General features: G+C 67.1%; 31 protein-coding genes and 1 tRNA gene. 12 read left to right on the forward strand and 20 right to left on the reverse strand.

Translation table 11 applies throughout. From position 1 onward, the window contains the following. Positions 1–110: 110 nt before the first annotated feature. On the reverse strand, positions 111–512 hold the full coding sequence (locus ACA097_RS15850; RefSeq protein ID WP_043255593.1) for a YkgJ family cysteine cluster protein: 402 nt from the start codon (positions 510–512) through the stop codon (positions 111–113). 85 nt (positions 513–597) lie between these two features. Beyond that, positions 598–1,599 (reverse strand): NAD(P)-dependent alcohol dehydrogenase, encoded by a 1,002-nt coding sequence (locus ACA097_RS15855; protein WP_371364430.1) that lies wholly within the window; start codon positions 1,597–1,599, stop codon positions 598–600. A 96-nt stretch (positions 1,600–1,695) separates the two neighbouring features. Here ACA097_RS15855 and ACA097_RS15860 point away from each other — a divergent pair, with 96 nt between their 5' ends. Continuing rightward, a complete protein-coding gene (locus ACA097_RS15860) occupies positions 1,696–2,622 on the forward strand; it encodes a LysR substrate-binding domain-containing protein (RefSeq protein WP_371364432.1) in 927 nt (308 codons plus the stop codon). Between the two features lie 5 nt (positions 2,623–2,627). Here the strand turns inward: ACA097_RS15860 and ACA097_RS15865 are convergent, their stop codons facing one another. The 4 genes from ACA097_RS15865 to ACA097_RS15880 form a co-directional block, all read right to left on the reverse strand. Continuing rightward, positions 2,628–3,077 (reverse strand): DMT family transporter, encoded by a 450-nt coding sequence (locus ACA097_RS15865; protein ID WP_371364434.1) that lies wholly within the window; start codon positions 3,075–3,077, stop codon positions 2,628–2,630. 212 nt (positions 3,078–3,289) lie between these two features. Beyond that, positions 3,290–3,577: a HigA family addiction module antitoxin gene (locus ACA097_RS15870; RefSeq protein ID WP_371364436.1), complete on the reverse strand. Its 288-nt coding sequence runs from the start codon at positions 3,575–3,577 to the stop codon at positions 3,290–3,292. Positions 3,578–3,592: 15 nt separating this feature from the next. Continuing rightward, positions 3,593–3,871, reverse strand: a complete 279-nt coding sequence (locus ACA097_RS15875) for a type II toxin-antitoxin system RelE/ParE family toxin (protein ID WP_371364438.1) — start codon at positions 3,869–3,871, stop codon at positions 3,593–3,595. A 156-nt stretch (positions 3,872–4,027) separates the two neighbouring features. Beyond that, on the reverse strand, positions 4,028–6,055 hold the full coding sequence (locus tag ACA097_RS15880) for an FAD-dependent oxidoreductase (RefSeq protein WP_371364440.1): 2,028 nt from the start codon (positions 6,053–6,055) through the stop codon (positions 4,028–4,030). A 200-nt stretch (positions 6,056–6,255) separates the two neighbouring features. Between ACA097_RS15880 and ACA097_RS15885 the strand changes: the two genes are divergently transcribed. The 9 genes from ACA097_RS15885 to ACA097_RS15925 all read left to right on the forward strand — a co-directional run bounded on the left by ACA097_RS15885 (position 6,256) and on the right by ACA097_RS15925 (position 16,920). Further along, the gene (locus ACA097_RS15885) at positions 6,256–6,450 is read left to right on the forward strand and encodes a hypothetical protein (protein WP_043255581.1); all 195 of its coding nucleotides are present in this window, start codon (positions 6,256–6,258) and stop codon (positions 6,448–6,450) included. Positions 6,451–6,613: 163 nt separating this feature from the next. After that, the gene (gene fdnG / locus ACA097_RS15890; RefSeq protein WP_371364443.1) at positions 6,614–9,703 is read left to right on the forward strand and encodes a formate dehydrogenase-N subunit alpha; all 3,090 of its coding nucleotides are present in this window, start codon (positions 6,614–6,616) and stop codon (positions 9,701–9,703) included. Next, positions 9,700–10,632 carry a formate dehydrogenase subunit beta gene (gene fdxH, locus ACA097_RS15895; RefSeq protein WP_043255576.1) on the forward strand — a complete coding sequence of 311 codons (933 nt, stop codon included), beginning with the start codon at positions 9,700–9,702 and terminating at the stop codon, positions 10,630–10,632. The genes fdnG and fdxH overlap by 4 nt, the downstream gene beginning before the upstream one ends. Before the next feature lie 15 nt (positions 10,633–10,647). Further along, positions 10,648–11,274: a formate dehydrogenase subunit gamma gene (locus tag ACA097_RS15900; protein WP_371364445.1), complete on the forward strand. Its 627-nt coding sequence runs from the start codon at positions 10,648–10,650 to the stop codon at positions 11,272–11,274. Positions 11,275–11,417: 143 nt separating this feature from the next. After that, a complete protein-coding gene (gene fdhE, locus ACA097_RS15905) occupies positions 11,418–12,347 on the forward strand; it encodes a formate dehydrogenase accessory protein FdhE (protein ID WP_160288485.1) in 930 nt (309 codons plus the stop codon). Positions 12,348–12,440: 93 nt separating this feature from the next. Further along, a complete protein-coding gene (gene selA / locus ACA097_RS15910; RefSeq protein WP_371364447.1) occupies positions 12,441–13,847 on the forward strand; it encodes an L-seryl-tRNA(Sec) selenium transferase in 1,407 nt (468 codons plus the stop codon). After that, positions 13,844–15,757, forward strand: a complete 1,914-nt coding sequence (gene selB, locus ACA097_RS15915) for a selenocysteine-specific translation elongation factor (protein ID WP_371364449.1) — start codon at positions 13,844–13,846, stop codon at positions 15,755–15,757. The genes selA and selB overlap by 4 nt, the downstream gene beginning before the upstream one ends. A gap of 177 nt (positions 15,758–15,934) precedes the next feature. Next, entirely contained in the window at positions 15,935–16,633 is a 699-nt protein-coding gene (locus ACA097_RS15920; protein ID WP_160288482.1) for a two pore domain potassium channel family protein, read from the forward strand. A 191-nt stretch (positions 16,634–16,824) separates the two neighbouring features. Then, positions 16,825–16,920: transfer RNA gene (locus ACA097_RS15925), tRNA-Sec, on the forward strand. Between the two features lie 18 nt (positions 16,921–16,938). Here ACA097_RS15925 and ACA097_RS15930 read toward each other — a convergent pair. After that, positions 16,939–17,328: a hypothetical protein gene (locus tag ACA097_RS15930; RefSeq protein ID WP_371364451.1), complete on the reverse strand. Its 390-nt coding sequence runs from the start codon at positions 17,326–17,328 to the stop codon at positions 16,939–16,941. Here ACA097_RS15930 and ACA097_RS15935 point away from each other — a divergent pair. After that, a complete protein-coding gene (locus tag ACA097_RS15935) occupies positions 17,327–17,608 on the forward strand; it encodes a DNA-binding protein (protein ID WP_371364453.1) in 282 nt (93 codons plus the stop codon). The genes ACA097_RS15930 and ACA097_RS15935 overlap by 2 nt on opposite strands. 79 nt (positions 17,609–17,687) lie before the next feature. On the opposite strand, the gene ACA097_RS15940 is transcribed toward ACA097_RS15935, so the two are convergent. The 3 genes from ACA097_RS15940 to ACA097_RS15950 all read right to left on the reverse strand — a co-directional run bounded on the left by ACA097_RS15940 (position 17,688) and on the right by ACA097_RS15950 (position 18,784). After that, a complete protein-coding gene (locus ACA097_RS15940; protein ID WP_043255563.1) occupies positions 17,688–18,011 on the reverse strand; it encodes a type II toxin-antitoxin system RelE/ParE family toxin in 324 nt (107 codons plus the stop codon). Next, positions 18,008–18,244, reverse strand: coding sequence for a type II toxin-antitoxin system ParD family antitoxin (locus tag ACA097_RS15945; RefSeq protein ID WP_043255560.1), 237 nt, complete (start codon positions 18,242–18,244; stop codon positions 18,008–18,010). The genes ACA097_RS15940 and ACA097_RS15945 overlap by 4 nt, the downstream gene beginning before the upstream one ends. Positions 18,245–18,337: 93 nt before the next feature. After that, on the reverse strand, positions 18,338–18,784 hold the full coding sequence (locus tag ACA097_RS15950) for an anti-virulence regulator CigR family protein (RefSeq protein WP_371364456.1): 447 nt from the start codon (positions 18,782–18,784) through the stop codon (positions 18,338–18,340). A gap of 172 nt (positions 18,785–18,956) precedes the next feature. Here ACA097_RS15950 and ACA097_RS15955 point away from each other — a divergent pair, with 172 nt between their 5' ends. Continuing rightward, the gene (locus ACA097_RS15955) at positions 18,957–19,580 is read left to right on the forward strand and encodes a hypothetical protein (RefSeq protein WP_371364458.1); all 624 of its coding nucleotides are present in this window, start codon (positions 18,957–18,959) and stop codon (positions 19,578–19,580) included. 142 nt (positions 19,581–19,722) lie between these two features. Here ACA097_RS15955 and ACA097_RS15960 read toward each other — a convergent pair whose 3' ends face one another. The 10 genes from ACA097_RS15960 to ACA097_RS16005 all read right to left on the reverse strand — a co-directional run bounded on the left by ACA097_RS15960 (position 19,723) and on the right by ACA097_RS16005 (position 25,387). Next, positions 19,723–20,406, reverse strand: coding sequence for a M15 family metallopeptidase (locus tag ACA097_RS15960; protein ID WP_371364460.1), 684 nt, complete (start codon positions 20,404–20,406; stop codon positions 19,723–19,725). Between the two features lie 70 nt (positions 20,407–20,476). Beyond that, positions 20,477–20,704 (reverse strand): hypothetical protein, encoded by a 228-nt coding sequence (locus tag ACA097_RS15965; protein ID WP_371364462.1) that lies wholly within the window; start codon positions 20,702–20,704, stop codon positions 20,477–20,479. A gap of 75 nt (positions 20,705–20,779) precedes the next feature. Next, entirely contained in the window at positions 20,780–21,244 is a 465-nt protein-coding gene (locus ACA097_RS15970; RefSeq protein WP_043255555.1) for a glycine cleavage system protein H, read from the reverse strand. Continuing rightward, the gene (locus ACA097_RS15975; protein WP_371364465.1) at positions 21,241–21,615 is read right to left on the reverse strand and encodes a DsrE family protein; all 375 of its coding nucleotides are present in this window, start codon (positions 21,613–21,615) and stop codon (positions 21,241–21,243) included. The genes ACA097_RS15970 and ACA097_RS15975 overlap by 4 nt, the downstream gene beginning before the upstream one ends. Beyond that, a complete protein-coding gene (locus tag ACA097_RS15980) occupies positions 21,602–22,081 on the reverse strand; it encodes an N-acetyltransferase family protein (protein WP_371364467.1) in 480 nt (159 codons plus the stop codon). The genes ACA097_RS15975 and ACA097_RS15980 overlap by 14 nt, the downstream gene beginning before the upstream one ends. A 14-nt stretch (positions 22,082–22,095) precedes the next feature. Next, positions 22,096–22,656, reverse strand: a complete 561-nt coding sequence (locus ACA097_RS15985; RefSeq protein ID WP_371364469.1) for a DUF4136 domain-containing protein — start codon at positions 22,654–22,656, stop codon at positions 22,096–22,098. Positions 22,657–22,779: 123 nt separating this feature from the next. Further along, on the reverse strand, positions 22,780–23,367 hold the full coding sequence (locus ACA097_RS15990; protein WP_371364472.1) for a DUF4136 domain-containing protein: 588 nt from the start codon (positions 23,365–23,367) through the stop codon (positions 22,780–22,782). 60 nt (positions 23,368–23,427) lie between these two features. Beyond that, entirely contained in the window at positions 23,428–24,180 is a 753-nt protein-coding gene (locus ACA097_RS15995) for a methyltransferase domain-containing protein (protein WP_043255542.1), read from the reverse strand. Further along, a complete protein-coding gene (locus tag ACA097_RS16000; RefSeq protein ID WP_043255540.1) occupies positions 24,173–24,481 on the reverse strand; it encodes a MazG-like family protein in 309 nt (102 codons plus the stop codon). The genes ACA097_RS15995 and ACA097_RS16000 overlap by 8 nt, the downstream gene beginning before the upstream one ends. Positions 24,482–24,529: 48 nt before the next feature. Beyond that, a complete protein-coding gene (locus tag ACA097_RS16005) occupies positions 24,530–25,387 on the reverse strand; it encodes a MaoC family dehydratase (RefSeq protein WP_371364475.1) in 858 nt (285 codons plus the stop codon). Positions 25,388–25,576 lie beyond the last annotated feature (189 nt).

Below are 25,576 nucleotides of genomic sequence, written 5' to 3' on the forward strand. Positions count from 1 at the left end.
GGACAGCGCCGCAGTATAGCGAGGCGGGATGTGCCGGTGCCGGAACAGTCGCACGGCAAATGCACCATGCAGAAACGCGAAGGCCCGCGTTGGCGGGCCGTCGGTGGGCGTCAGGGGCGCTTCTTGCGGTACGCGCAGTAGCCCGGACGCGGGCCGACCTGCGGGTGGTTGCGGCAGGTGTCCGGGCGCTTGGCGTAGACGGTGCACAGGCGCGTTTTCGGGTCCAGGTACACGCAGTCACCGCGGCTGGAGCGCGCCAGGGTGAAGATGCCGCTCTTCTGGTTGAAGCGGTCGATGAGGCCTTCCTTGGTCAGGCGCTTGGCGATGTTCTTGGCCGGCTCGTCGCGCTCGAATTCGTCCACCACGCCCAGGCGGATCAGGTCGCCGATGCGCACTTCCGCCGGCATGGTGCAGCAGGTGGCGTTGCAGTCGCTGCACAGGCCCGAGGTGTACTTGGCCCAGGTTTCCAGGCGGTCGAGCTCGGCATCGGCGACCAGCGGCGGTTTTCTCATGGTGGTTCGGCACGGTAGGTGGAAAGGCGCGCAATCATAGTGACCTTGCCGGCGGATTGCGCGCCCTTTCGACGAACTGAGCGCTTCAGGCGTGCTCGATCACCAGCTTGCCGAATGGCCGGCCCGTGGCCATGCGCTCGTAGGCCGCCGGCGCCTGGTCGAAGGTATAACGGCTGTCGATCAGCGGTTTCAGATGGTGCTGGACGATGGCCCGGTTCATCGCCAGGAAGCTTTCCCGGTGGCCCACCGAAAGCGCCTGCACCCGCGCGTGCTTGGCCAGCATCGGCAGTACCAGTTCGGTGCTGGCGCCGAAACCGCCGAGGAAGCCGATCACCGCCACGCCGCCCTGCGGACGGATGGCCTGCAGCGATTGCAGCAGGCTGCTCGAACCGCCCAGCTCAAGCACCATGTCGACACCGCCACCGCTGGCCTGGAACACCTGCGCGCCCCAATCGGCGCGGCCGTCGAACACGCGGCTGGCGCCCAGTTCGCGCAGGCGTTCGGTCTTCTCCGGCGAGCCGGTGGTCATCCACACCTCGGCGCCGCGCAGACGGGCGAACTGCAGGGCGAACAGGGCAACGCCGCCGCTGCCTTGCAGCAGGACGATTTCGCCGGGGCGCGGGGCGAAGGTCTCCAGCACGTTCCAGGCGGTCAGCGCGGCGATGGGCAGAGTCGCAGCCTCCGCGTCGCTAAGGTGCGCTGGGGTGGCTACGACGGCGTGCTGGTCGAACACCGCGTACTCGCGCAACAAGCCGTCGCGCGGGCCACCTGGGCGGCTGTCGACGTAATGGGCGAGGAAGCGTCCGGACTGCCAGGCGGGGGTGTAGTGGCTGGTGACGCGGTCGCCGACGTGCCACTGGTCGACCCCATCGCCGAGCGCCACCACTTCGCCGGCGGCGTCGGACAGCGGTACCAGCGGGCGCGGCAGTTGCGGCAGGTACTGGCGGCGGGCGATGGCCAGGTCGCGGTAGTTCAGGCTGCTGGCGCCCAGGCGCACGAGCACCTGGCCGGGGCCCGGTTCGGGCATCGCGAGTTCGACGGGTTGCAGGCTGGCGAGGTCGTCGCCGGTGAGCTGGAAGGCGCGCATGGCTGGCTCCTGGATCGTGGGAGCGGCCAGTATGGAAGTGCGCGGAATCGGGATAAATTACGCGCTAATCATTTTATTGCTGCGTTTAGGACATCAATGCGAAGCCATGACCGCTACAGCGAAATCCTCGCCTTCGTTGCCGTAGCCCGGCGCGGCAGCTTCATCCAGGCCGCCGAGGACCTCGGCATGACCGCCTCGGCGCTGTCGCGCAAGCTGCAGGCGCTGGAGCAGCGCGTCGGTGTGCGCCTGCTTCAGCGCACCACACGGCGGGTCAGCCTGACCGAGGCCGGCGCTCTCTACCTGGAGCGCGGCCGTCGCTGGCTGGAGGATCTCGAGGATGCAGACCAGGCCCTGGCCGATCTGGCCGGCAACGTGCGCGGCCGCCTGCGGGTCAGCCTGCCGATGCATTTCGGCCGCCTGCACGTGGTGCCGGCGCTGCCGGAACTGTTGGCGCGGCATCCGCAACTGGACCTCGACCTGGACCTGAGCGACCGCCAGCACGACCTGGTCGCCGACGGCTTCGACTGCGCCATGCGCATCGGCCAACTGGTCGATTCCAGCCTGGTGGCGCGGCGCCTGGCGGAGAACCGGCGGGTGCTGGTGGCTAGCCCTGAGTACCTGGCGCGGGCCGGGATGCCGCAGCGTCCCGAGGAGCTGGCGCAGCACAGTTGCCTGCATTTCTCGCTGTTCCGCGAGGGCGATTTCTGGCACTTGCAGCGCGGCGACGAGCGCTGCGAAGTGCCGGTGCACGGACGCATCCGCGCCAACTACGGCGGCGCTTTGGTGGAGGCGGCGCTTGCCGGCCTGGGCATCACCCTGACGGCGACCTTCATCGCCGGGCCGGCTTTGCGCCGGGGGGAACTGGTGCAGGTGCTGCCGGAGTGGCAACTGCCGCCGATGCACATCTGGATGCTCTATCCGAGCGGGCGCTTCCTCGCACCCAAGGTGCGCGCCTTCAGCGACTTCTTCTCCGAGCGCTTCGCCGGTGTGCCCTACTGGGAGCCGGAAGCGCTGGGCGACTGAAGGGCTCAGCCCTTGCGGATCATCCAGATGCCGAAGGCGATGGCGGCCAGGCCCGCAACCTTCATGGCGCTGACCGGGTTCTCCTTGAAACCGGCCCAGCCGAAGTGGTCGAGGGTCATCGCCATGCCCAACTGGCCAGCCAGCACCAGCACCATGAACATCAGGGCGCCGACGCGGGGCGCGGCGAAGGCGGCGATGAAGATGAAGAACGCGCCGAGGAAGCCACCGCACCAGTGCCACCATTGCAGCCCGCGCAGGGCTTGCAGGGTCGGCATCTCGCGGTTGGCCAGGGTCAGCGCGAGCAGGCCGAGCATGCCGACGCAGAAGGAAATCAGCGCGGCGGCCAGCACGCTGGTCACCTGCTTGGCCAACTGACCATTGATGCCCGCCTGCAGCGGCAGGCAGGCGCCGGCGATCAGCGGCAGAACGAACAGCCACCAGGGGGGCGTGGGCATGGGGAACTCCTTGGCAAGCGAAGCGGGAAAAAGCAGCCGGCAAGTATGCACCAAGTCGGAGCGTGCAGGCCGACACTGGGGTGCGGCTTACAACCGCTTGCCGTCGAACCGGGCTTGCCGGCAACGCCGAAGTCGAGCCCGTGCGCGGTTGTACGCCGTTCGACCGAGGCATCCGCCGACCGCGGATTCGAACCGAGGGCCTTCTGTATTCCCTACGCCACCGCCTGCAGCCGTGGGATCGGCGGGTGCGGTTGCTGGCTGACCTGCCAGAGGTCGTAGGCCGCCTGCATGGCCAGCCAATGGCGGGCACTGGACAGCCCGGCCTGTTCGAGGCGCCAGGCCAGGTCGGCGCTGATGGGCGCGCGGCCATTGAGCACCTTGGACAGGTGGGGGCGGCTGAAGCCCAGGTGATTGGCCAGGGCGGTCACCGACAGGCGCAGCTCCGGCAGCACGTCCTCGCGCAGGATGTCGCCCGGATGGGGAGGGTTATGCATGGCCATGGTGCGGCTCTCCGGTCAGTGGTAATCGAGGTAGTCCAGCAGCTCGGCGTCGATGCCTTCGAAGCGGAAGATCACCCGCCAGTTGCCCGAGACACTGACCGCCCAAAATCCCTGCAGCGAACCTTTCAGCGCATGCAGGCGGTAGCCGGGCAGGTCCATCTCCTTCGGGTTTCGGGCGGTCTCCAGGGCGGCGAGGATACGTTGCAACCTGGGCACGTGATCGGCTCGCACGCCGCGATGATCCCCATGTTGGTAGAGGGCTCGCAGGCCCTTGTGGCGGATGCTCTTGATCATCGCCGGACTGTAATCTAACAGATTACAGTGATGCGGCCGAGATGCGAGTAGGAAATGGCTGGGACGATGCTGCTTTTCGCAGGAGCGCGCTTGCTTGCGAACAGCCCTGGCGCAAGAGCTTTCGCGAGCAAGCTCGCTCCTACGGGAAATGCGGATTCACAGGCGCGCCGCCAACTCTGCGCCTTCGCGGATCGCACGCTTGGCATCCAGCTCGCGGGCCAGGCGGGCGCCGCCGATCACGTGGTGGCGCAGGTTCTCTGCCGCCTGCGTCGGTTGCAGTTCCAGCAGCGGCTCCTGGCCGGCGCAGATCACCACGTTGTCCACCGCCAGGCACAGTTCGTGGCCGTCCAGGCGGATGTGCAGGCCGGCGTCGTCGATGCGCAGGTATTCCACGCCGCCGTGCATGCGTACCTGGTGACGTTTCAGGTGCGCGCGGTGCACCCAGCCGCTGGTCTTGCCCAGGCCGGCGCCGGGCGTGCCGTTCTTGCGCTGCAGCAGCCAGAGCTGGCGTCGGGGAGTGACCGGTCGGGCTTCGCGCAGGCCGCCGGGCGTGGCGTTGTCGAGGTCGATGCCCCATTCGCCAAGCCAGTCGCCCAGCGCTTGCGCGCCATCGCGGTCGGCGAGCAGGAAGCTGGCGACGTCGAAGCCGATGCCGCCGGCGCCGATCAGTGCCACCCTCTCGCCCACCGGAGCACCGCGCAGCACGTCGAGATAGCTGAGCACCTTGGGATGCTCGATGCCCGGCAATTGCAGGCGGCGCGGGCGGATGCCGGTGGCGACTATCACCTCGTCGAACTGCCCCAGCAGCTCGCCGCGTTCGATGCGCCGGTCCAGCTGCAGGTCGACGCCCAGCTCGGCCAGGCGCACGGCGAAGTAGCGCAGCGTTTCATGGAATTCCTCCTTGCCCGGGACGCGCTTGGCCAGGTTGAACTGCCCGCCGATCTCGTCGCTGGCCTCGAATAGGCTGACCCGGTGGCCGCGCTCCGCTGCCACGCAAGCAGCCGAAAGCCCGGCCGGGCCCGCACCTATCACGGCGATGCGCTTGGGCTGGCGGGTCTTGCGGTAGCGCAGTTCGGTTTCGTAGGCGGCGCGCGGGTTGACCAGGCAGCTGGCGCGGCGGTTGGCGAAGGCGTGGTCGAGGCAGGCCTGGTTGCAGGCGATGCAGGTGTTGATGCGCTCGGGCTGGCCGGCAGCGGCCTTCTGCACGAACTGCGGATCGGCCAGCAGCGGGCGGGCCATGGACACCAGGTCGGCCTGGCCCTCGGCGAGCAGGCGTTCGGCGACTTCCGGCGTGTTGATGCGGTTGCTGGCGATCAGCGGGATGCGCAGCTCGCGGCGCAGGCGCGCGCAGACCTCGGCGAAGGCCGCACGCGGCACCGAGGTGACGATGGTCGGCACCCTCGACTCGTGCCAGCCGATGCCGCTGTCGAGCAGGTCGATGCCGGCGTCCTGCAGGGCCAGCGCCACCTGGCGTATCTCGTCCCAGGTGTTGCCACCTTCCACCAGGTCGAGCAGCGACAGGCGGTAGCTGATGACGAACTGCTCGCCCACCGTGCGCCGCACCCGGCGGACGATCTCCAGCGGCAGGCGCATGCGGTTTTCCAGATTGCCGCCCCAGCGGTCGTGGCGCTGGTTGGTGCGCGGGCTGAGGAACTGGTTCAGCAGGTAGCCCTCGCTGCCCATGATCTCCACGCCGTCGTAGCCGGCGGCCTTGGCCAGGCGCGCGCAGCGGCTGAAGGCGGCGATGGTGCGGGCGATGCCGCGCTCGGACAGCTCGCGCGGGGCGAACCAGCTGATCGGCGACTTCAGCGGCGAGGCCGAGACCACCAGCGGGTGATAGCCATAGCGCCCGGCGTGGAGGATCTGCAGCAGGATGCGCCCGCCCTCGCGCTGCACCACCTGGGTCAGGCGGCGGTGCGCCGGCACCTGCAGGGCGCTGGTCAGGTCGCTGCCCAGCGGCAGCAGCCAGCCCTCGCGGTTGGGTGCGAAGCCGCCGGTGATGATCAGGCCGACGCCGCCGCGCGCGCGTTCGCGGTAGTAGGCGGCGAGCTTGCCGAAGTCCCACAGGCGGTCTTCCAGGCCGGTGTGCATGGAGCCCATGACCACCCGGTTGCGCAGGCGGATCGGCCCCAGGTCGAGCGGGGCCAGCAGGTGAGGGTAGGGGGTGGTGTCTGGGCTGCGCATGGTCGCTTCATCGGTAGGGCGATGGCTGCACCATAGGCATTCGCAGGAAGCCGGTGAACGGCCCGGCTGACGCGCCCTGCGGGCATTTGGGCCAAGCCGCGCGGTGCTTGACAGCGGGTGTGGCGGGCACACACTAAAAAATAAGGGGCGGCTGCTTTCGCCGTCCCGGTGCCTTGACGCGCTTTCCGCTGGAGGGAGTCATGAACATCAGGCGAAGAAAGCATCTGCACCATTACCGCCACTATCTTCTGGCTCTGGTCATCGGGCTGTTGCTGCTCGGCCTGCACGAGACAATCACCCAGGACCTCTCGCCCACCTGCCTGGGCGACGATGGCGACCCCGCCTGCTTCTTCCCGGACACCGCCAACCTGAGTGTGCTGCCGACCTTCCGCTGATTTCCCGTGAGCTGACCGAGGTCAGGGAATCTTCTCCTGCATTCAGGGCACATTCCGTCCGATGAACGGGATGTGCCTGGCACGTGATGGCAAGTTGGCTATCTTTCATACAGAGACGTCCGGCCACGTCCCGGTCGTCCTTTGCCTGATCAGGAGACGCACGATGGACATGAACCGTCGGCAATTCTTCAAGGTCTGCGCCGTCGGCCTTGGAGGATCGAGCCTGGCGGCTCTCGGCATGGCGCCACCGGAAGCCTTCGCCGAGCAGATCCGCCACTTCAAGCTGGAACGCACGACCGAGACCCGCAACACCTGCCCGTATTGCTCGGTGGGTTGCGGCATCCTCATGTACAGCCAGGGCGACGGCGCGAAGAACGTCGCGCAGAACGTCATCCACATCGAAGGCGACCCGGACCACCCGGTGAACCGCGGCACGCTCTGCCCGAAAGGCGCCGGCCTGCTGGACTTCGTGCACAGCCCGAACCGCCTCAAGTACCCCGAGATCCGCGAGGCCGGTTCCAGCGAGTGGAAGCGCATCGGCTGGGATGACGCGCTCGACCGCATCGCCAAGCTGATGAAGGAAGACCGCGACGCCAACTTCATCGAGAAGAACGCCCAGGGGCAGACGGTGAACCGCTGGTTGACCACCGGTTTCCTCGCCGCCTCGGCATCCTCCAACGAAGCGGGCTACATCACCCACAAGGTGGTGCGCTCCCTCGGCATCCTGGGATTCGATAACCAAGCGCGTGTCTGACACGGCCCGACGGTGGCAAGTCTTGCCCCGACGTTTGGCCGTGGAGCCATGACCAACCACTGGACCGACATCAAGAATGCGGACCTGATCCTCATCATGGGCGGCAACGCCGCCGAAGCTCACCCGTGCGGCTTCAAGTGGGTGACCGAAGCCAAGGCACACAACAAGGCGCGGCTGCTGGTGGTCGACCCGCGCTTCACCCGTTCGGCTTCCGTGGCCGACTACTACGCGCCGATCCGCACCGGGACCGACATCGCCTTCCTGGGCGGGCTGATCAGCTATCTGATCGAGAACGGCAAGTACCAGAAGGAATACGTCGAGCACTACACCGACGCGGCCTTCATCGTGAAGGAAGGCTTCGGCTTCGAGGACGGCCTGTTCAATGGCTACGACGCCGAGAAGCGCACCTACCCGGACAAGTCCTCCTGGGGCTACGAACTGGGCGAGGACGGCTTCGCCAAGGTCGACCCGACGCTGCAGCACCCGCGCTGCGTGTTCAACCTGATGAAGCAGCACTACAGCCGCTACACGCCGGACGTGGTGAGCAACATCTGCGGCACGCCCAAGGACATGATGCTCAAGGTCTGGGCCGAGATCGCCGAGACTTCGGCGCCCGGCAAGGTCATGACGATCATGTACGCCCTGGGCTGGACCCAGCACTCGGTGGGCGCGCAGATGATCCGCACCGGCGCCATGGTGCAGCTGCTGCTGGGCAACATCGGCATGCCCGGCGGCGGCATGAACGCCCTGCGCGGCCACTCCAACATCCAGGGCCTGACCGACCTCGGGTTGCTGTCCAACTCGCTGCCCGGCTACCTGACCCTGGCCATGGACGCCGAGCAGGACTACCCCGCCTACATCGCCAAGCGCGCCAGCAAGCCGCTGCGCCCGGGGCAGCTGTCGTACTGGCAGAACTACGGCAAGTTCCACGTCAGCCTGATGAAGGCCTGGTTCGGCAAGGCGGCCACGGCGGAGAACAACTGGTGCTACGACTGGCTGCCCAAGCTCGACGTGCCCGGCTATGACGTACTGCGCTACTTCGACCTGATGTACCAGGGCAAGGTCAACGGCTACTTCTGCCAGGGCTTCAACCCCATCGCCTCCTTCCCCAACAAGGCCAAGGTCGGCGGCGCGCTGGCCAAGCTAAAGTGGCTGGTGGTGATGGATCCGCTGGCGACGGAAACCTCGGAGTTCTGGCGCAACGCCGGCGACTTCAACAACGTCGACACCAAGGCCATCCAGACCACGGTGTTCCGCCTGCCGGTGACCTGCTTCGCCGAGGAAGACGGCTCCATCGTCAACTCCGGGCGCTGGCTGCAATGGCACTGGAAGGGCGCGCAGCCGCCGGGCGAGGCGCGCACCGACATCGCCATCATGTCCGGGCTGTACCACCGCCTGCGGGCGATGTACGCGAAGGACGGCGGCAAGTTCCCCGACCCGATCCTCGGCCTGGACTGGAGCTACAAGGTGCCCGACGAGCCCAGCCCCGAGGAGCTGGCCATGGAGTACAACGGCAAGGCGCTGGCCGACCTGGTCGATCCGAAGACCAACCTGCTGCTGGCCAAGGCTGGCGAGCAACTACCTGGCTTCGCCCTGCTGCGCGACGACGGCAGCACCGCCAGCGGTTGCTGGATCTTCTCCGGCTCCTGGACCCAGCTCGGCAACCAGATGGCCCGTCGCGACAACAGCGACCCCTACGCCATGGGCCAGACCCTTGGCTGGGCCTGGGCCTGGCCGGCCAACCGGCGGATCCTCTACAACCGCGCTTCGGCCGATGTCAGCGGCAAGCCGTGGGACCCGGAGAAGAAACGCCTGGTGTGGTGGAACGGCAAGGCCTGGGGCGGCACCGACGTGCCCGACTACAAGCCCGACGTGCCGCCGGAAGCGGGGATGAACCCGTTCATCATGAACCCCGAGGGTGTGGCGCGTTTCTTCGCCGTCGACAAGATGGCCGAGGGCCCGTTCCCCGAGCACTACGAGCCGTTCGAGACGCCCATCGGCATCAACCCGCTGCACAAGGACAACCCCAAGGCCACCAGCAACCCGGCGGCGCGGGTGTTCAAGAACGACATGGAACTGTTCGGCACGGCCAAGGAGTTCCCCTACGCGGCAACCACCTACCGGCTCACCGAGCACTTCCACTTCTGGACCAAGCATTGCCGCCTCAACGCGATCACCCAGCCGGAACAGTTCGTCGAGATCGGCGAGGTCCTGGCCAAGGAACTGGGCATCGTTGCCGGCGACCGCGTGAAGGTCTCCTCCAACCGCGGCTACATCAAGGCGGTGGCGGTGGTGACCAAGCGCATCCGCCCGCTGCAGGTGAACGGCCAGACCGTGCACCACGTCGGCATCCCGCTGCACTGGGGCTTCTCCGGCGTCGCGCGCAACGGCTACCTGACCAACACGCTGACGCCCTTCGTCGGCGATGGAAATACGCAGACGCCGGAGTTCAAGTCGTTCCTGGTCAACGTCGAGAAAATCGCGGGAGGTGAGGCATGAGCAGCCAGGATATCCATGCCCGATCGGCCACCACCACGCCGATGCCTTCGGTGCGGCAGCAGGAGGAAGTGGCCAAGCTCATCGACGTCTCCAAGTGCATCGGCTGCAAGGCCTGCCAGGTGGCGTGCTCGGAATGGAACGAGCTGCGCGACGAGGTCGGCCACAACCACGGCGTGTACGACAACCCCATCGACCTGACGGCCGAATCCTGGACGGTGATGCGCTTCACCGAACACGAGAACGCCGCCGGCAACCTCGAATGGCTGATCCGCAAGGACGGCTGCATGCACTGCGACGAGCCGGGCTGCCTGAAGGCCTGCCCGAGCCCGGGGGCGATCGTGAAGTACGCCAACGGCATCGTCGACTTCAACCAGGACCACTGCATCGGCTGTGGCTACTGCATTACCGGCTGCCCGTTCAACATCCCGCGCATCTCGCAGAAGGACCACAAGGCCTACAAGTGCACGCTGTGCTCCGACCGCGTCAGCGCCGGGATGGAGCCCGCCTGCGTGAAGACCTGCCCGACCGGCGCCATCGTCTTCGGCACCAAGGAAGCGATGAAGGAACACGCCGCCGAACGCATCGAGGACCTTAAGTCGCGCGGTTTCGAGCACGCCGGGCTGTATGACCCCGAAGGCGTCGGCGGCACCCACGTGATGTACGTGCTGCACCACAACGACAAGCCCTCGCTGTACGCCGGCCTGCCCGATGCGCCGGCGATCAGCCCGCTGGTCAGCCTGTGGAAGGGCCTCACCAAACCGTTCGGCCTGCTGGCCATGGGCGCGGTGGTGCTGGCCGGGTTCTTCCACTACACGCGCACCGGGCCGAACCGCACCGAAGAGGACGAAGAGCCCGGACCGGGCCCGGAATCGCCGGTGCACAAGGTCGACCCGTCGGTCCACGGCTATGACCCGCGCGAGCGGAAATGACGCCGGGAGAGCGAGATGAAAAGAGACATCCAACGCTATACCGCCAACGAACGCAGCAACCACTGGATGGTGGCGCTGTTCTTCATCCTCGCCGGGCTGTCGGGGCTGGCGCTGTTCCACCCGGCGCTGTTCTGGCTCAGCTACCTGTTCGGCGGCGGCCCCTGGACGCGGATCCTGCACCCCTTCCTGGGGGTGGCGATGTTCGTGTTCTTCCTCGGTCTGGTCATCCGCTTCGCCAGCCACAACCTGCTCGAGAAAAGCGACGTGCAGTGGCTGAAGCAGTGGCGCGACGTGGTCGCCAACCGCGAGGAGAAGCTGCCCGAAGTCGGGCGCTACAACGCCGGGCAGAAGCTGCTGTTCTGGACCCTGCTGCTGTGCATGCTGGTGCTGCTGGTGACCGGCTTCGTGATCTGGCGGCAATACTTCAGCGCCTGGTTCGGCATCGGCGTGATCCGCCTTTCGGTGCTGCTGCACGCCTTCGCCGCCTTCGTGCTGATCTGCAGCATCCTCGTGCACATCTACGCTGGCATCTGGGTCAAGGGCTCGATGGGCGCGATGCTCTATGGTTGGGTAAGCCGCGCCTGGGCGCGCAAGCACCACGGCGCCTGGCTGAAGAGCGTGGACAAGGGGAAGGGCCACTGAAAGCGGAGCTGAACCTGTAGGAGCGAGCTTGCTCGCGAACCAACCCCGCGGCGGGGCCATTCGCGAGCAAGCTCGCTCCTACGAAAAGCCATTCTTCGCCGGGGCCATGCCCCGAATCGAATCCTCAACACAAGGAGTCCTGCGTGCCAGGCCAAATCCTCGAACCCGGCCAGATCGAAGCCGCCGCCAACATCCCGCCCTTCCTCAAGCTGCCGTCGCACGACCTCTTCACCCGTCGCGCCGCACGCTTGCGCCAGCTCGCCGAAGGCAACCCGTTGGGCGGCTACCTCAACCTTGTGGCCGAACTCTGCGATACCCAGCAACGCCTTCTCGACACCCAGCCCGCGCTGCCCATGCCCGACGAAGCCGCCCTGCGTCGCAGCATCGAGCACGGCATGCCGCCGCTGGCCTTCGAGACGCTGGTGCGCGAAGGCGCCTGGCTGGCGCTGCTCGACCCGTTGCTCGATGCCTTCGAAGTCGCCCCAAGCCCCATAGCCGATGCTCTGCAGCGGTTGCGCACAGCCGATGCCGGCCAGCGCAAGGCCTGGGCGCTGGGGCTGCTCAACGGCCAGTACGAGCTACTGCCGGCGGCGCTGGTGCCCTTCCTCGGCGCGACTCTGCAGGTCGCCTTCAGTCACTGGCTGCTGCGACTGCCCGAGGGCCTGCTGCAGGAGAGCGAGGAGCAGACGTTGTGCCCGGCCTGCGGCTCACCGCCGGTGGCAGGGGTCATCCACCATCGCGGCAAATACAGCACCCTGCGCTACCTAGCTTGCTCGCTGTGCTCCTGCGAATGGCACTACGTGCGGGTCAAGTGCAGCCACTGCCGCGAGAGCAAGGGGCTGACCTACCTGTCGCTGCACAGCGACGCCCACGAGGCCGCCCGCGCGCCCATCCGCGCCGAAGTCTGCCCCGGCTGCCAGGGCTATCTGAAACAGTTCTACATGGAGCGCGACGAAGCCGCCGAACCGCAGGCCGACGACCTCGCCAGCCTGGCCCTGGACATTCGCCTGGCCGAGGAAGGCTACCTGCGCCGCGCGCCGAACCTGCTGCTGGCGCCGGGCGAATCGGACTGACCTAAACTCCATCCGGACCCTCGAACCGCGCGTTCAACCGGCGCGCTGGTGCGCCCGTGGCACCCGTCTTCCGAACCCTGCAAAGGACCGCCGATGACCTCCGCCCGCCTGCCCTCCATCGACCGCCTGCTGCGCAGCCCGGCCTGCGCGCCGCTGCAGCAGCGCTACGGTCGTGAAGCTTTGCTCGCCACCCTGCGCGACCTGCTCGATGAACTGCGCGAACCGGCACGCCACGGCCAGCTCGGCGCCGTGGAGCTCAGCGAAGCCGTGCTCGCGGGCCGCGCCGGAGAACGCCTCGCCGCACATCACGCCAGCCGGGTGCGCCGGGTGTTCAACCTGACCGGCACGGTGCTGCACACCAACCTCGGCCGCGCGCTGCTGCCGGAAGAAGCCATCGAGGCGATCACCACGGCCGCGCGCTATCCGCTCAACCTCGAATTCGACCTGGCCAGCGGCAAGCGCGGCGACCGCGACGACCTCATCACCGGGCTGATCCGCGAGATGACCGGCGGCGAGGCGGTCACAGTGGTCAACAACAACGCCGCCGCCGTGCTGCTGGCGCTCAACAGCCTGGGCGCGCGCAAGGAAGGCATCATCTCGCGCGGCGAACTGATCGAGATCGGAGGCGCCTTCCGCATCCCCGACATCATGGCCCGCGCCGGCGTGAAGCTGGTCGAGGTCGGCACCACCAACCGTACCCATGCGAAGGACTACGAAGCCGCCATCGGCCCGCGCTCGGGCCTGCTGATGCGCGTGCACACCAGCAACTACAGCGTGCAGGGCTTCACCGCCAGCGTCGCCACCCGCGACCTTGCCGGCATCGCCCACGCCCACGGCCTGCCGCTGCTGGAGGACCTCGGCAGCGGCACCCTGGTCGACCTCACGCGCTGGGGCCTGCCCAAGGAGCCAACGGTGCAGGAAGCGCTGAAAGACGGCGCCGACATCGTCACCTTCAGCGGCGACAAACTCCTCGGCGGCCCCCAGGCCGGCCTGATCCTCGGCAGCAAGGAACTGATCGGGCGGATCAAGAAGAACCCGCTCAAGCGCGCCCTGCGCGTGGACAAGTTGACCCTCGCGGCGCTGGAAGCGGTGCTCAACCTCTACCGCGACCCAGATCGCCTCGCCGAACGCCTGACCACGCTGCGCCTGCTGAGCCGCCCGCAGGCCGATATCCAGTCCCAGGCCGAGCGCCTCGCGCCTCTGCTAGCCGCGCATTTAGGCGAAGGCTGGACCGTCAGCACCGAAGCGGCCCTCGGCATGATCGGCAGCGGCGCCCAGCCGGTAGCTCGATTGCCCAGCGCTGCGCTGTGCCTGCGACCACAAAGCAACAAGCGCCTTCGCGGTCGCGTCCTGCGTGAGCTGGAAGAGCGCTTGCGCAGCCTGCCGATTCCGGTGCTCGGCCGCATCGACGACGACGCCCTGTGGCTCGACCTGCGCCAGCTCGACGACGAGCCCGCCTTCCTCGCGCAACTGCCGCACCTCGCCGAGGGCGCCGCGTGATCGTCGGAACCGCCGGCCACATCGACCACGGCAAGACTGCCCTGCTGCGCGCCCTCACCGGCGTGGAAGGCGACCGCCGCCCTGCCGAGCGCGAACGCGGCATCACCATCGACCTCGGCTACGTGTACGCCGACCTGGGCGACGGCGAGCTCACCGGCTTCATCGACGTGCCGGGCCACGAGCGCTTCGTCCACAACATGCTGGCCGGCGCCAGCGGCATCGACCTGGTGCTGCTGGTAGTAGCCGCCGACGACGGCGTGATGCCGCAGACCCGCGAACACCTCGCCATCGTCCAACTGCTCGGCATCCCCCGTGCCCTGGTGGCGCTGACCAAGATCGATCGCGCCAGTCCGCAACGCGTCGCCGAAGCCCGCGCTGAAATCGAGTCGCTGCTGGCGTCCGGACCCTATGCAGGCGCGCCCATCTACGCCGTTTCCAGCGTGACAGGGGAGGGTGTGGATACGTTGCGCGGCGCACTCGCCGAGGCGGCACAAGACGTTCATGCTCGCTCGACGCAAGGCGGCTTTCGCCTTGCCGTGGACCGCGCATTCAGCGTCAGCGGCGCCGGCCTGGTGGTCACCGGCACGGCCTTCTCCGGCAGCGTGCAGGTGGGCGACGAACTGCTGCTCGGCAGCGCCGGCCGCAAGGTCCGCGTACGCGGCCTGCACGCGCAGAACCGAGCCGCCGAACAAGCCCACGCCGGCCAGCGCGTGGCACTGAACATCGTCGGTGAACGCCTCACCGCAGAGCAGGTGAAGCGCGGCGACTGGCTGCTCGCGCCGGAGCTGCACGCGCCGACCACGCGCATCGACATCGACCTGCAATTGTTGCCCAGCGAAACCCGCGCCCTCGCACACTGGACGCCGCTGCACATCCACCTCGGCGCCCAGGACGTCACCGGTCGTGTCGCCTTGCTCGAAGACGAACGCCTTGCACCCGGCGAACGCGCGTTCGCCCAGCTCGTACTGAACGCGCCGGTGCAAGCCGTGCACGGCGACCGCCTGGTGCTGCGCGACCAATCCGCCCAGCGCACGCTGGGCGGCGGCCGCGCCCTCGACCCCTTCGCCCCGGCCCGCAACCGCCGCGGCGAAGCCCGCCTCGCACAACTGCAAGCCCTGCGCGGCGACAGCCTGGAGCAGGCCCTGCCGGTGCTGCTGCAGCACGCCGACAACGGCCTCGACCCCACCCTGCTGGCGCGCCAGTTCAACCGCCCGCGCAGCAGCTGGAAGCTCGACGGAGAGGTGCTGGAAATCACAACAAGGGGAGGTCCGCGCCTGTTCACCGCAAAGCGCTGGGCCGACCTGGACGAGGCGCTGCGACAAGCCCTGGCCCGCTTCCACGAAGAGCAACCCGACGAGCTCGGTCCCGACCGCGACCGCCTGCGCCGCTACGCGCTGCCGCAGCTGGAACGCCCGATCTTCATCGCCCTGCTGGAACAGGCCCTAGCCAGCAAAGCCGTGGAAAGCAGCGGCCCCTGGCTGCATCTGCCAGACCACCGCGTGCAACTGGGCGAAGCAGACGAAGGCCTGCGCGAGCAAATCTGGCCCCTGCTGCTGGCCGGCGCCTTCGACCCACCCTGGACTCGCGACCTTGCCCGCGAACTGCAAGTCGACGAAGCCGCCATGCGCCTGCTTCTGCGCAAACTCGCCCGCCTCGGCCAACTCCACCAGGTGGTGAAAGACCTGTTCTACCCCGACGAAACCATCCGCCAGCTTGCGCAAATCACCCTGCAACTGCGCGAAGAACAAGGCCTGATCCGCGCCGCCGCCTTCCGCGACCGCATCGCCATCGGCCGCAAGCGCAGCATCCAATTGCTGGAGTACTTCGACCGCATAGGCTTCACCCGCCGCTTCGGCAACGAGCGGCGGATTCGCGAGGATTCGGCGTTGGCGTTACAGGCGCTGGCCTGATTGCCACCGGAAGAGGAGGGTACGAGCGGCAGAAAGCCTACCACTTTCGACACGATGGCTGTCGTGGGCGAAAGCTCACCCTGGTTGAATCCACCTGCGTGGGTTCGCGACTAGAGTTTCCAAGGGCCGACGCTGTTGAAACCCGGTCGGCGTCCTTCGGACATCAGGAAGACGGCAATGCCAGATCCGCACGCTAGAACCGATTCCGACGATGACTTGGCCCATCTGGTCATAGGTCATGGGCCCTGCACCTATCTGTTGCTGCTCCTGCTTGGCCTGATCCTTCTGTTTCCTTTCCTTGAAGAGGGGATACATGCGCGTACGCTGCTCGGCATCCTGTTTTCAAGCGTGCTGCTGGTGGGCGCCTTCGCCACCCGACAGTCCCGCCCGGGGTTCATCCTCAAGCTGGGCCTGGCATTGCTTGGGGTGGGCGTTCAATGGGTGGCATTGTGGGTGGAGAGCGTCGCGATGCTGGAGCTTGCCGGGAGCATCTTCACGTTGTCGCTTCTCGTCTCGATCAGCGGGGTCCTTCGCTATGTCCTCGAGCGAGGGCCCATCACTGCCGACAAGCTGCATGGTGCTCTTGCGGGCTACATCCTGCTGGCCTTCGCCTGGGCTTTCCTCTATGCGCTGATCGAGATATCCAGCGCAGGCTCATACGGCCCCGGTCGCCTTGACTTCGCACAGCCCGGCACCTTTTTCAAACTGATCTACTTCAGCTTCACGACGCTTACCACCACCGGTTTCGGCGATGTTCTGCCATTGACCAACCACGCCCGTTCACTGGTAATGATCGAAGAGTTCTCAGGGGTCTTTTACGTCGGTGTCCTGATTGCGCGTCTCGCCGGCGTCTATCCGCCGACTGCGGCCCGGTGACTCGTGAATAAACGCCTAGGCTTGTCTGCGTGTCCGGCCTCTCGCTTGCTGCGACATAGCTTCGCTAGTCTCGTGATGGCGGACGGTGGCAACATCCCGTCGCTGCAACTGACGTTCGAACAGTCGACACTCTTCGACATTCCGCCAGGGGCGGTGCTGAAAGCTGGCGAAAAAGCCCTGCAGGTCAATACGGAAGGCAATCACGCCCGGTGGCGTGGCCGGGCTTCAAACCCGGTGGGGGACGGCAGCCGTTCCTGGGTGAGTTCGACTCTCACTGCCTTCCGCCACTTCTCTTCCGTTCACTCCTATCCGTTACCGGCCGCATCCTCCAAGACGCTGAGCGATTGGATGTCATTCCAGAACAACTCGTCGGGGAATCGCTGCGGCTCGGCGGGATCGCGGGTCAGGAAGTACGGTTGCTCGTCCTCCAGCGTGAGTGCTACGCCGACGATGCGGACGCGGTAGATGAGGGGGCGAGGGTCTTCGGACCAATGCAGTTCTACCTGCACGTTTTTGCCGAGAAGGGATAGAGCGTTCGCTGTGTCAAATGAGGGCATGGTCATTCCATCCTTGATATCGGTGCCGTAGGCACCGGCCAGAAATCCGGGCGAGCAAAGGCAGCGCACTTCCAGTTGGATGCCCGTTCCGTCAGTATTCCTCGCACTGAGGTTGCGAGAGATATGGAATATTTCCATGTCTTCGCTTTTATGGCAATACTCCATAACGGATTTTTCAATGGCCCAAGGTATGGCCGCCAGAGCCCTCCGCCTGCTGGAGCAAACCAGCCTGAAGGACCTGGCCGAGGTAAACAGCAAGGATTACGTCCGCTGGCAGAGCATCAAGCGCGGACGCGCCCGCATGGGGGTAGAGGAGCTGGAGCGGCTTGCGGAGCTTTATCCCCAGTACCGTTGGTGGCTGCTGACGGGGGAAGGCTTGCCTTCTGCTGATCAGAAGAGCCTCGACGAAGAGACGTAGGATGGCGTTGAGCGAAGCGAAACCCATCTCGTTGGCAGCATGGGTTTCGCCTGGGCTCAACCCATCCTACGGGCTTGGTTTAGTCGCCTTCTGTCATCCAGGCCGGGATGTCCTGCATGGCGTGGAGCACCCGCCAGACGTCGATGTGGTCTGCGCGCACGACGTAGAAGATCAGGTACGGGTAGCGCTTCAGCGGCCAGCTGCGCAGGCCGGGCAGGTCGAGTTCGTGGGCGTAGCGGCTTGAGCCGCTCTCCGGGTGCCTGGCGAGTAGGCCGAAGACTTTTTCCAGTTCATCGATCAGGCCGAGCGCCGCTTTCTCGGCGTCCTCGTTCAGGTAGTGCTCGACCGCCGACTCGATGTCTTGCCGGGCAACGGCGCGGGGGATGACGGGGCGGCCCTTCACCGGCGGTTATCCGTTACCCGTTTGCGCAGTGATTCGAAGTAGCCCTCATCGGCAGGCTGTGTCGGCGCGGATTCGGCGCCGGCCAGCAACAGGTTGCGCAGGCGCTGGCGGTCCTGGTCCTTGCGGATCAACTCGCGGACGTACTCGCTGCTGGTGCCGAAACCCCGTTGGTTGACCTGTTCGTCGACAAAAACCTTCAAGGTCTCCGGCAGGGAAATGTTCATGGTGCTCATGGGCGGCGAACTCCAGAATGGCAAAATTTGCCATCGGATGGTACGCCGAAGCAGCAGCGATGTCGTTGGATTCCGACAGGTGCGAAGCTGGCGTCAGTGCATCACGCCCTGCAGCACCTGGTAGATGATCCCCGTCGCAATGGTCACCAGGACCAGGTCGGTGCCGACCTGCTGCCATTCGTAGCCGTCGTAGTGCGGCAGCTGGCCGACCAGGCGGCCGTCGAGTTTCTTGGCGATGCCGGGCGGGAGCGGTTTGCCGCGGGCGAGGTTCTTCTGGATGCCCGGCGGCAGGTTGCTGGCGGGGCTCCAGTAGTCGCGGTTGTCGTTGAGGATTACGCGCACGCCGCCGACGTCGATGCTCGGGCCGCTGCCGTTCCATGAGTTGCCGCTGTAGCCCTGTTCGTTCTGCTTGCCGTGTTCCTTGTGCGGGTTGCCCTTGCCATTGCCGTTTCCATTGCCATTTCCGGCGAACGCTGCGGCGGAGCCGGTCAGCAGGATGAGGCTGGTGAGCAGAGCAATTGCCTTGCGGGTGGTTTTCATCTTTATGGGCACTCCATGGCGGTTTTCCGATAGCCCCGAGCATAGCCCCGCTTTTTGCGGAAGCGGTCGCAATCGCACGGCGAACATACTGCAGCTCGTCGGCAGCTCGCGAACCACAGAGCCTGCAGGGGGTCATTATGGGCGAGTCAGTACATGCCTTTCAGGAGGCCCCATGTTCAAACAAAAGAAGACTTTCATCGCCGCCATAGCCACGTGCGCGTTCATGCTCGGCTCGGCGGTCCTGCTCCCCAGTGACCTGTCCCCCATGGGTTCTGCCTATGCCCGCGGCAATGGCGGCGGTGGCGGTGGCGGTGGTGGCGGCGGTAACGGGGGCGGTGGTGGTCACGGCGGCGGCAATGGCGGTGGTAACGGTGGCGGGCACGGTAGCAGCCACGGCGACAGCGGCGGTGGCCACTCGTCCAACGGCAAGGGTGCTGGCCTGAGCAGCGACCATGAGGGCAAGGCGACCCGCGACCGCGGCGAAAGCGGCAATCATTATGGCCGGGACTCCAGCAAATCGACCGACGGCCATGCGTCCAAAGGCAAGGCGACCCGCGACCACGGTATCAACGGCAAGCACTCCGGGCAGGCCAAGAACGACAGCCAGGGCCACGGCAGCACCACTTCCGCAGTGGCTCACTCCAAGGACACCACCGGGTTGGGCAAGGCCTCCGCCATCTCCGGCACCACGCCGGGCACCCACAATGACAAGGGCCTGGGCAACGCGGCCACTTCGTCGAGCAAGCACGACAGCGATAGCGACAGCAGTAGCGGCGACGACGGCGCCGACGACTGATACCCCCCTTTCCAGCAGCCGTGCTTGATGGCGCGGCTGCCGGAACCTCTCTTCGCAGCGGCATCGCAGGATGGCGTTGCATGCAACGAAACCCTCCCTCCTGCTCAGGTTCGCGAGCAAGCTTGCTCCTACGAAGAGCCTTTCACTTCACCGGAAAATCGAAGTACGTCTGCGGATACGGTTCCTGCTTCAACGTGTAGTGCCACCACTCGTTGGCGTAAGGCTCGAAGCCGTGGCGCTGCATGGCGCTGCGCAGGGTTTCGCGGTTGCGGGTCTGTTGCACGCTGATCAGGCTGCTGCCGTGGTGGGAGATGGGGCCGAAGAAGTCGAAGCGGCTGCCCATGTCCAGCTCCTTGCCGGTCTTGCTGTCGATCAGCGTCAAATCCACCGTGCTGCCGCGCGAGTGCCCCGAGTGCTGGGCGATGTAGCCGTCCTTGAACAGCTCGGTCTTCTTCATCTGCGGGTAGTAGCTGGCCTGGGTGCGGGTGTCGTTGAGGTCGGCCGCCCAGCGTTTGAAGTGTTCAACCGCGCGTTGCGGGCGGTAGCCGTCGAAGATCTTCAGTTCCTGGCCGCTCAGCGACAGGTCGCTTTCCACTTCGGCGAGGGCCTTGGCGGCGGGCTGGCTGAGGATGATCCGGGCGCTTTCATAGCCGTCGATGCGGGTGCCGACGAAGTTGTCGCCGCTGTAGTAGCGCGCGTCGTACTGCGCGTGCTTGAGCACCTGGTCGAGGTAGACGAAGCCGGGTTGCGCGGGTTGGTCCGCGCGCAGCGAAGCGGCCTGCAAGAACAGCAGGCCGCTCAGCAGCAGGGAAATCCAGTGGCGCATCGCGCCTCCGCATCGGTTGGGCCGGGGGTGTTCTAACCCTAGCAGCCCGCGCGTGCGGCGGCGCGCGGGGTCACGGTTGCATCAGCATCTGTTGTTGCTGGGCGGAGAAATCGCTCTGGCCCTGGAACTGCGAGCTATGGCTCGGCTGGCGCTCGAGGTTGTCGATGCCGAAGGATTCCTTCACCGGCGACTCGATGCCGTTGAAGCTGGAGCCGAGGTTGTAGCTCGATTGCGCGGCGCAACCACCGAGGGCGGACAGCGCAGCGACGGACAGGACGAACGCACAGGTCTTGAGCATGGGAGGAACTCCTTCTTCGTGGGGAGTTTGGCGATTGCAGCAGACTGGCAGCGGAACATTAGCGCTGCATTAAGCTCAGTCGCGGCGTAGCGCCTGGACCTGCTCGCCGTCGGGGTCGAAGGCGTCGAGGCGCATGCGCTCGGCGAAGGCGTCCAGCGCGGCCTGGCCACTGACGAAGCGACCGCGTGCGGCGGCCCAGTCGTCCGGGCGCAGGCGCACCATCCAGCCTGCGCCGTAGCAGTCGCGATTGATCAGGCCGGGTTGGCGCACGACCGCGTCGTTGCTCACCAGCAGGGTGCCGGCCAGCGGGCTGCGCGCCGAGGAGGCCGCCTTGGCGAACTCCACCACGCCGAAACTGCGTTCTTCCTCGATGTGCCAGCCGTCGCGCTTGGGGGTGAAGGCGAAGATCTCGCCGTAGAGCGCGCAGCCGTAGGCGGTCAGGCCCAGGGTCACGGCGCCGTCGGCTTCTTCGCGCAGCCAGAGGTTGTGCTCCGGCGCGTAGAGGCGGTCGTCGGGGAACTCCAGGCCGTGCAGCCTCACAGGGTCAGCACCCGGTCGTATTCGAGAATCATCCGTGCAAGCTCGCCGCCGCTGGCGATTTCGTCGATCTCGGCAATCAGCGCGCTCTCGTCGATCGGCACGCCCGGTGCGCGGCACATCAGCAGGCGCGCGCCGGCTTCCTTGGCCTGCTGGATGAAATGGCTGACCGGCTCGCCGCCCGGCGCGGCGTAGAGGCTGTCGACCACATCCTGGCGCGCCAGCTGTACGCCTTCGCCGCTGAGGAAGAGGGTCACCTCGGCGTCCATGCAGGCCAGCAGGGTTGCGGTGTAGAAGGGCGCCGCGCAGCGCGCCGGGGTGCTCGGGCCGCTGTGGACGATGATCAGCACGCGCTGGATGTCAGCTTGGCTCAAGGGCCTTCTCCATTTGCACCAGGGCCACACGCTGGCCGTCCGGGGCTTGCCGTTCGACGATGGCGGTCGGGCGATAGCCCAGGCCGCTGTAGAGCAGCAGGCCGCCGGCGTTGCCGTTGAAGCAGGAAATCTTCATGACCCGGGCAGCGTAGTCGTCGCGTGCCAGGGCTTCCATGACGCCGATCAGGTAGCGCGCCACGCCGCGGCCGCGCGCCCAGGGCGCGACCATCATGTTGCCCAGCGCGCAGTAGTGGCCCGGCTCGCACTGGTAGAAGTTGGCGAAGGCCGCGGGGCGCTCGTCGAGCAGCGCCAGGGTGCTGGCGCGGCGTTCGGCGAAGGCGGCGGCCAGCTGTTCGACGTCGAACGGCCAACGCGCCTTCGGGTAGGCGTAGAAGAGCTCGTCGCGGTCCTGCACGAAGCCGATCACGGCAGGCAGGTCGTCGAGGCGGGCGGGGCGGTGCTGCATGAGGCTTACCTGAGTCAGTGCGGCGGGTATTGCGCCATGAGCTTGCGCACCGCGTCGTTGATGGTCGCCGAGCGCTCGGCGGGGGACTGCATGCTGCTGTTCATGGTCTGTTCGCCACTGCCGCGCCAGACCAGCTTGCCGTCCTTGCCGTCGAGCAGGTCGACCTGGATGGTGGCGGTCTTGTAGTCGTAGGTGCGCGACTCGGCGACCATCGGCCCGCCCCAGCCATTGCCCCAGTAACCACCCCAGAATCCGCCGGTGTAGGTGGTGACCTGGTCCTGGTGGGCGTCGACGATCAGGTAGGCGCGCACCAGCAGGTCGCCGTGGCCGCCCGCAGGCGCCGGGCGCAGGCCGCGCTGGTCGAGCTGGTCGGCTACCGCTTCGAGGATGCGTTGCTGGGTGAGGTCGCTCTTGATCCGCGGATCGTCCGGGCGGTACTCGAACGACGGCTGCGCCCAGCTCCAGCTGGTGTAGCGGGAGAAGTCGCGGCTGGTGTCGTAGTCGCGGTTGAGCTTGACGGTTTCACAGGCGGCCAGGCTGAAAAGCAGGCCCAGCAAGAGCAGGCGGCGGACCATGATGCAGCGCTCCAGACAGAGTTCTCATCCAAGCGCAGAGTGCCGGTGAAGGCAAGCGCGCCGAGGGTCCGCGCAGGCCCTGGCGCGAGGTTCGCCGGCAGGAAAATCGGACAGTCGCTCGCCTCAGTGCGGCGGGTAGCCCGAGAGCGCCTGGCGCACCGCCGCGCGCAGGGACTTGGCCTGCTCGCTCTGGTTGCCGCTGGGCTCGTACTCGGCGGAGCCGGCCCAGACCGTCTGCTGGTCGCGGGCGTCGGCCAGTTCGACGCGCACCACGTTGACCTGCACCACGTAGGTCCGCACCACCGGGATGGAGGCGCCGTACCACGGATCGTTCCAGCCGCCGTAGTAGCCGCCGCCGTAGTAGTCGGTCACCTGGCGGGTGCGTTGTTCGCTGGAGAGGTGAGCGGTGACGCGCAGATCGGGCGCTACGCCGGGGCGCGCCGGGCGCAGGCCGACCTGGTCGAGCCCTTCGCTGACCGCCTCTTCCAGCGGGCTCGCGGCAGCAGCGCTGCCGGGCGTGCCGGTCCAGTTCCACGAGCGGTAGCGCCCGTAGTCCGGTGGTGCCGCCGGGTAGGCGCTGGGGTCGAACGCGGGATGCGTCGCCGCAGCCGGCACCGGGGGCGGCGGCAGCGACTGCGACTTGTAAGGGTTGGGCGACTGGCAGGCGGCCAGGGCGAGCAACGCGGGTATCAACAGCGAACGCGACGACATGCAAGGCTCCCGCGCGCCGGCTGGGCGCGCGCGATCGAAGGGAATTCGGGGATTCTGCACCTATTCCTGCGGGCGGCACAGCCAGTGCAGGTAGCGGCCGAGGCCGGCGAAGGCCGGGTGGCGGCGGTAGGCCAGTTCCATCTCGACCAGGTCGAGGGCTTCGGCCTTCTGCTGGAATTCCTGCGGCATGTAGTCGTGGAACACCCGCACGCCGCTGCGCGCCTCGATCCGCCAGTGCTCGGCCATGGCCGCTTCCAGCTCGCGCGGGTCGAGCGGCTGCTGCGGAGTCAGGCTCTGGCCTTCACCGGCGAAGCGTTGCTTGCGCAGCTTGCGGAAGTGGCCCTTGAGCAGGTTGCGGTAGATGAGCGCGTCGCGGTTGTAGAAGGCCAGCGACAGCCAGCCGTCCTGGCGGGTCAGCTGGTGCAGCACGGGGAGGATGCTGTGCGGCTCGGCCAGCCATTCGAGCACCGCGTGGCAGATCACCAGGTCGTAGGGCTCGTCGAGCTGGCCGAGCAGGTCCTGCCAGGGCGCTTCGATGAAGGTGGCTGCGCGACCGGCTTCGGCGAAGCGCTGGCGCGCGCTTTCGAGCATGGGCGCGGCCGGTTCGGCGAGGGTGACGTTGTGGCCGCGTTCTGCCAGCCAGAGCGACATGTGGCCCAGCCCCGCGCCTATGTCGAGCACGCGCAGCGGGCGGTCGGGCAGGGCTTCGGCGAGGTCCGCCTGCAGCACGGCGAGGCGGATGGCGCCCTTGGCGCCGCCATAGATTTTCTCGGCGAAGCGCGCGGCCAGTTCGTCGAAATGCCGGTCAGCCATTGGCGAAGCGCCTCTCGCTGTCGGCCAGCTTGGCGCGCACCACCTGGTCCATGTCCAGGCCCAGTTCGGCGCACAGCAGCAGGAGGTAGAGGACGATGTCGCCGACTTCCTGCCCGGCGTGGGCGAGCTTGTCGGCCGGCAGCTGGCGCGATTCGTCTTCCGTCAGCCACTGGAAGATTTCCACCAGCTCGGCCATTTCCACGCTGGCGGCCATGGCCAGGTTCTTCGGCGCGTGGAAGCGCTTCCAGTCGTTGCGGTCGCGGATCGCGTGCAGGCGCGCGGTCAGTTCTTCGAGGTTCATCAGGGGCTCCTTGGGAGCCCCATAGCTTCCGGCTTAGCGCCCGCCGCTTCAAGCGTCGAGCGGTTTCCAGGCGCCGGCCATGTGCGGCAGGTCGTCCTTGCCGCGCAGGCTGAACTGCCCGGCTGGCGCGGCCTCGCTGGCCAGTAGGGTGACTTCCGAGGGCAGCAGTACCGGCTTCTGGAAGCGCACCTCGACCTGATAGCCGGCATTGGGCAGGCGCTCGCCGAGGGCCGCCAGGCTGCGCGCCTTGTTCCACAGGCCGTGGGCGATGGCGCGGGGGAAGCCGAACAGCTTGGCGCTGGCGGCGGACAGGTGGATGGGGTTGTAGTCGCCGGCCACGCGGGCGTAGCGCCGGCCGATGTCCGCCGGGCATTGCCACTGGTCGATGCGTTGCAGCGGCAGCTCGGATTGCTCCTCGCGCACGGGCGGCGTGCCGTCCAGGCGCATGCCGCGGAACAGGATGCGGCTGTCGCCTTCCCAGAGCAGGCCGAGCTGGTCATGCAGCTGGGTGATGAGGCTGAAGGTCACCCCCTTGTCGTGCGGCTGCAGGTCGGCGACCCGCACGCTGGCCTGGAACGGGCCGAGGCCGCCGAGCGGGCGCAGCACGCTGATGCGGTTCTCCAGGTGCACCAGGCCGAGCAGCGGGAAGGGGAAGCTGGCCTCGGTGAGCAGTCCCATCTGCAGGCCGAAGGCGAGGATGTGCGGGTAGGTCGGCGGCAGCAGGTGGTCGTTGCGGAAGCCGCAGACCTGGCGATAGCGCTCCAGATGCTTGGCGTCGACCATCACCGGTGCGCGCAGGCCGCGGGTCGGCAGCGTGCGTCCACGCAGGCCACGGCGCACCGCGGCACGCATGAACAGGCCGGGCAGGGCGGGTGGGGCGGACAGGTCCAGCCAGTCTTTGGGCATCGCAAACCTCCTGAGCGGAAATGCGCTCCAGCTTAGCGGCCGGGGCAAGCCGGGCATTGGCCGCCCGGCCGTGGCGCGCGGCAGGGCGGTCAATCGGACGCTCTGCGGCGGGCTCTGTGGATAATTCCATGAAGCACGTAGGCTGTCTCTTGAGAGGCGGTAGGAAAGCTGCCTAAGATGGGCCCGCCC

This window comes from Pseudomonas sp. QL9 (assembly GCF_041409665.1).
GTDB lineage: Bacteria > Pseudomonadota > Gammaproteobacteria > Pseudomonadales > Pseudomonadaceae > Pseudomonas > Pseudomonas knackmussii.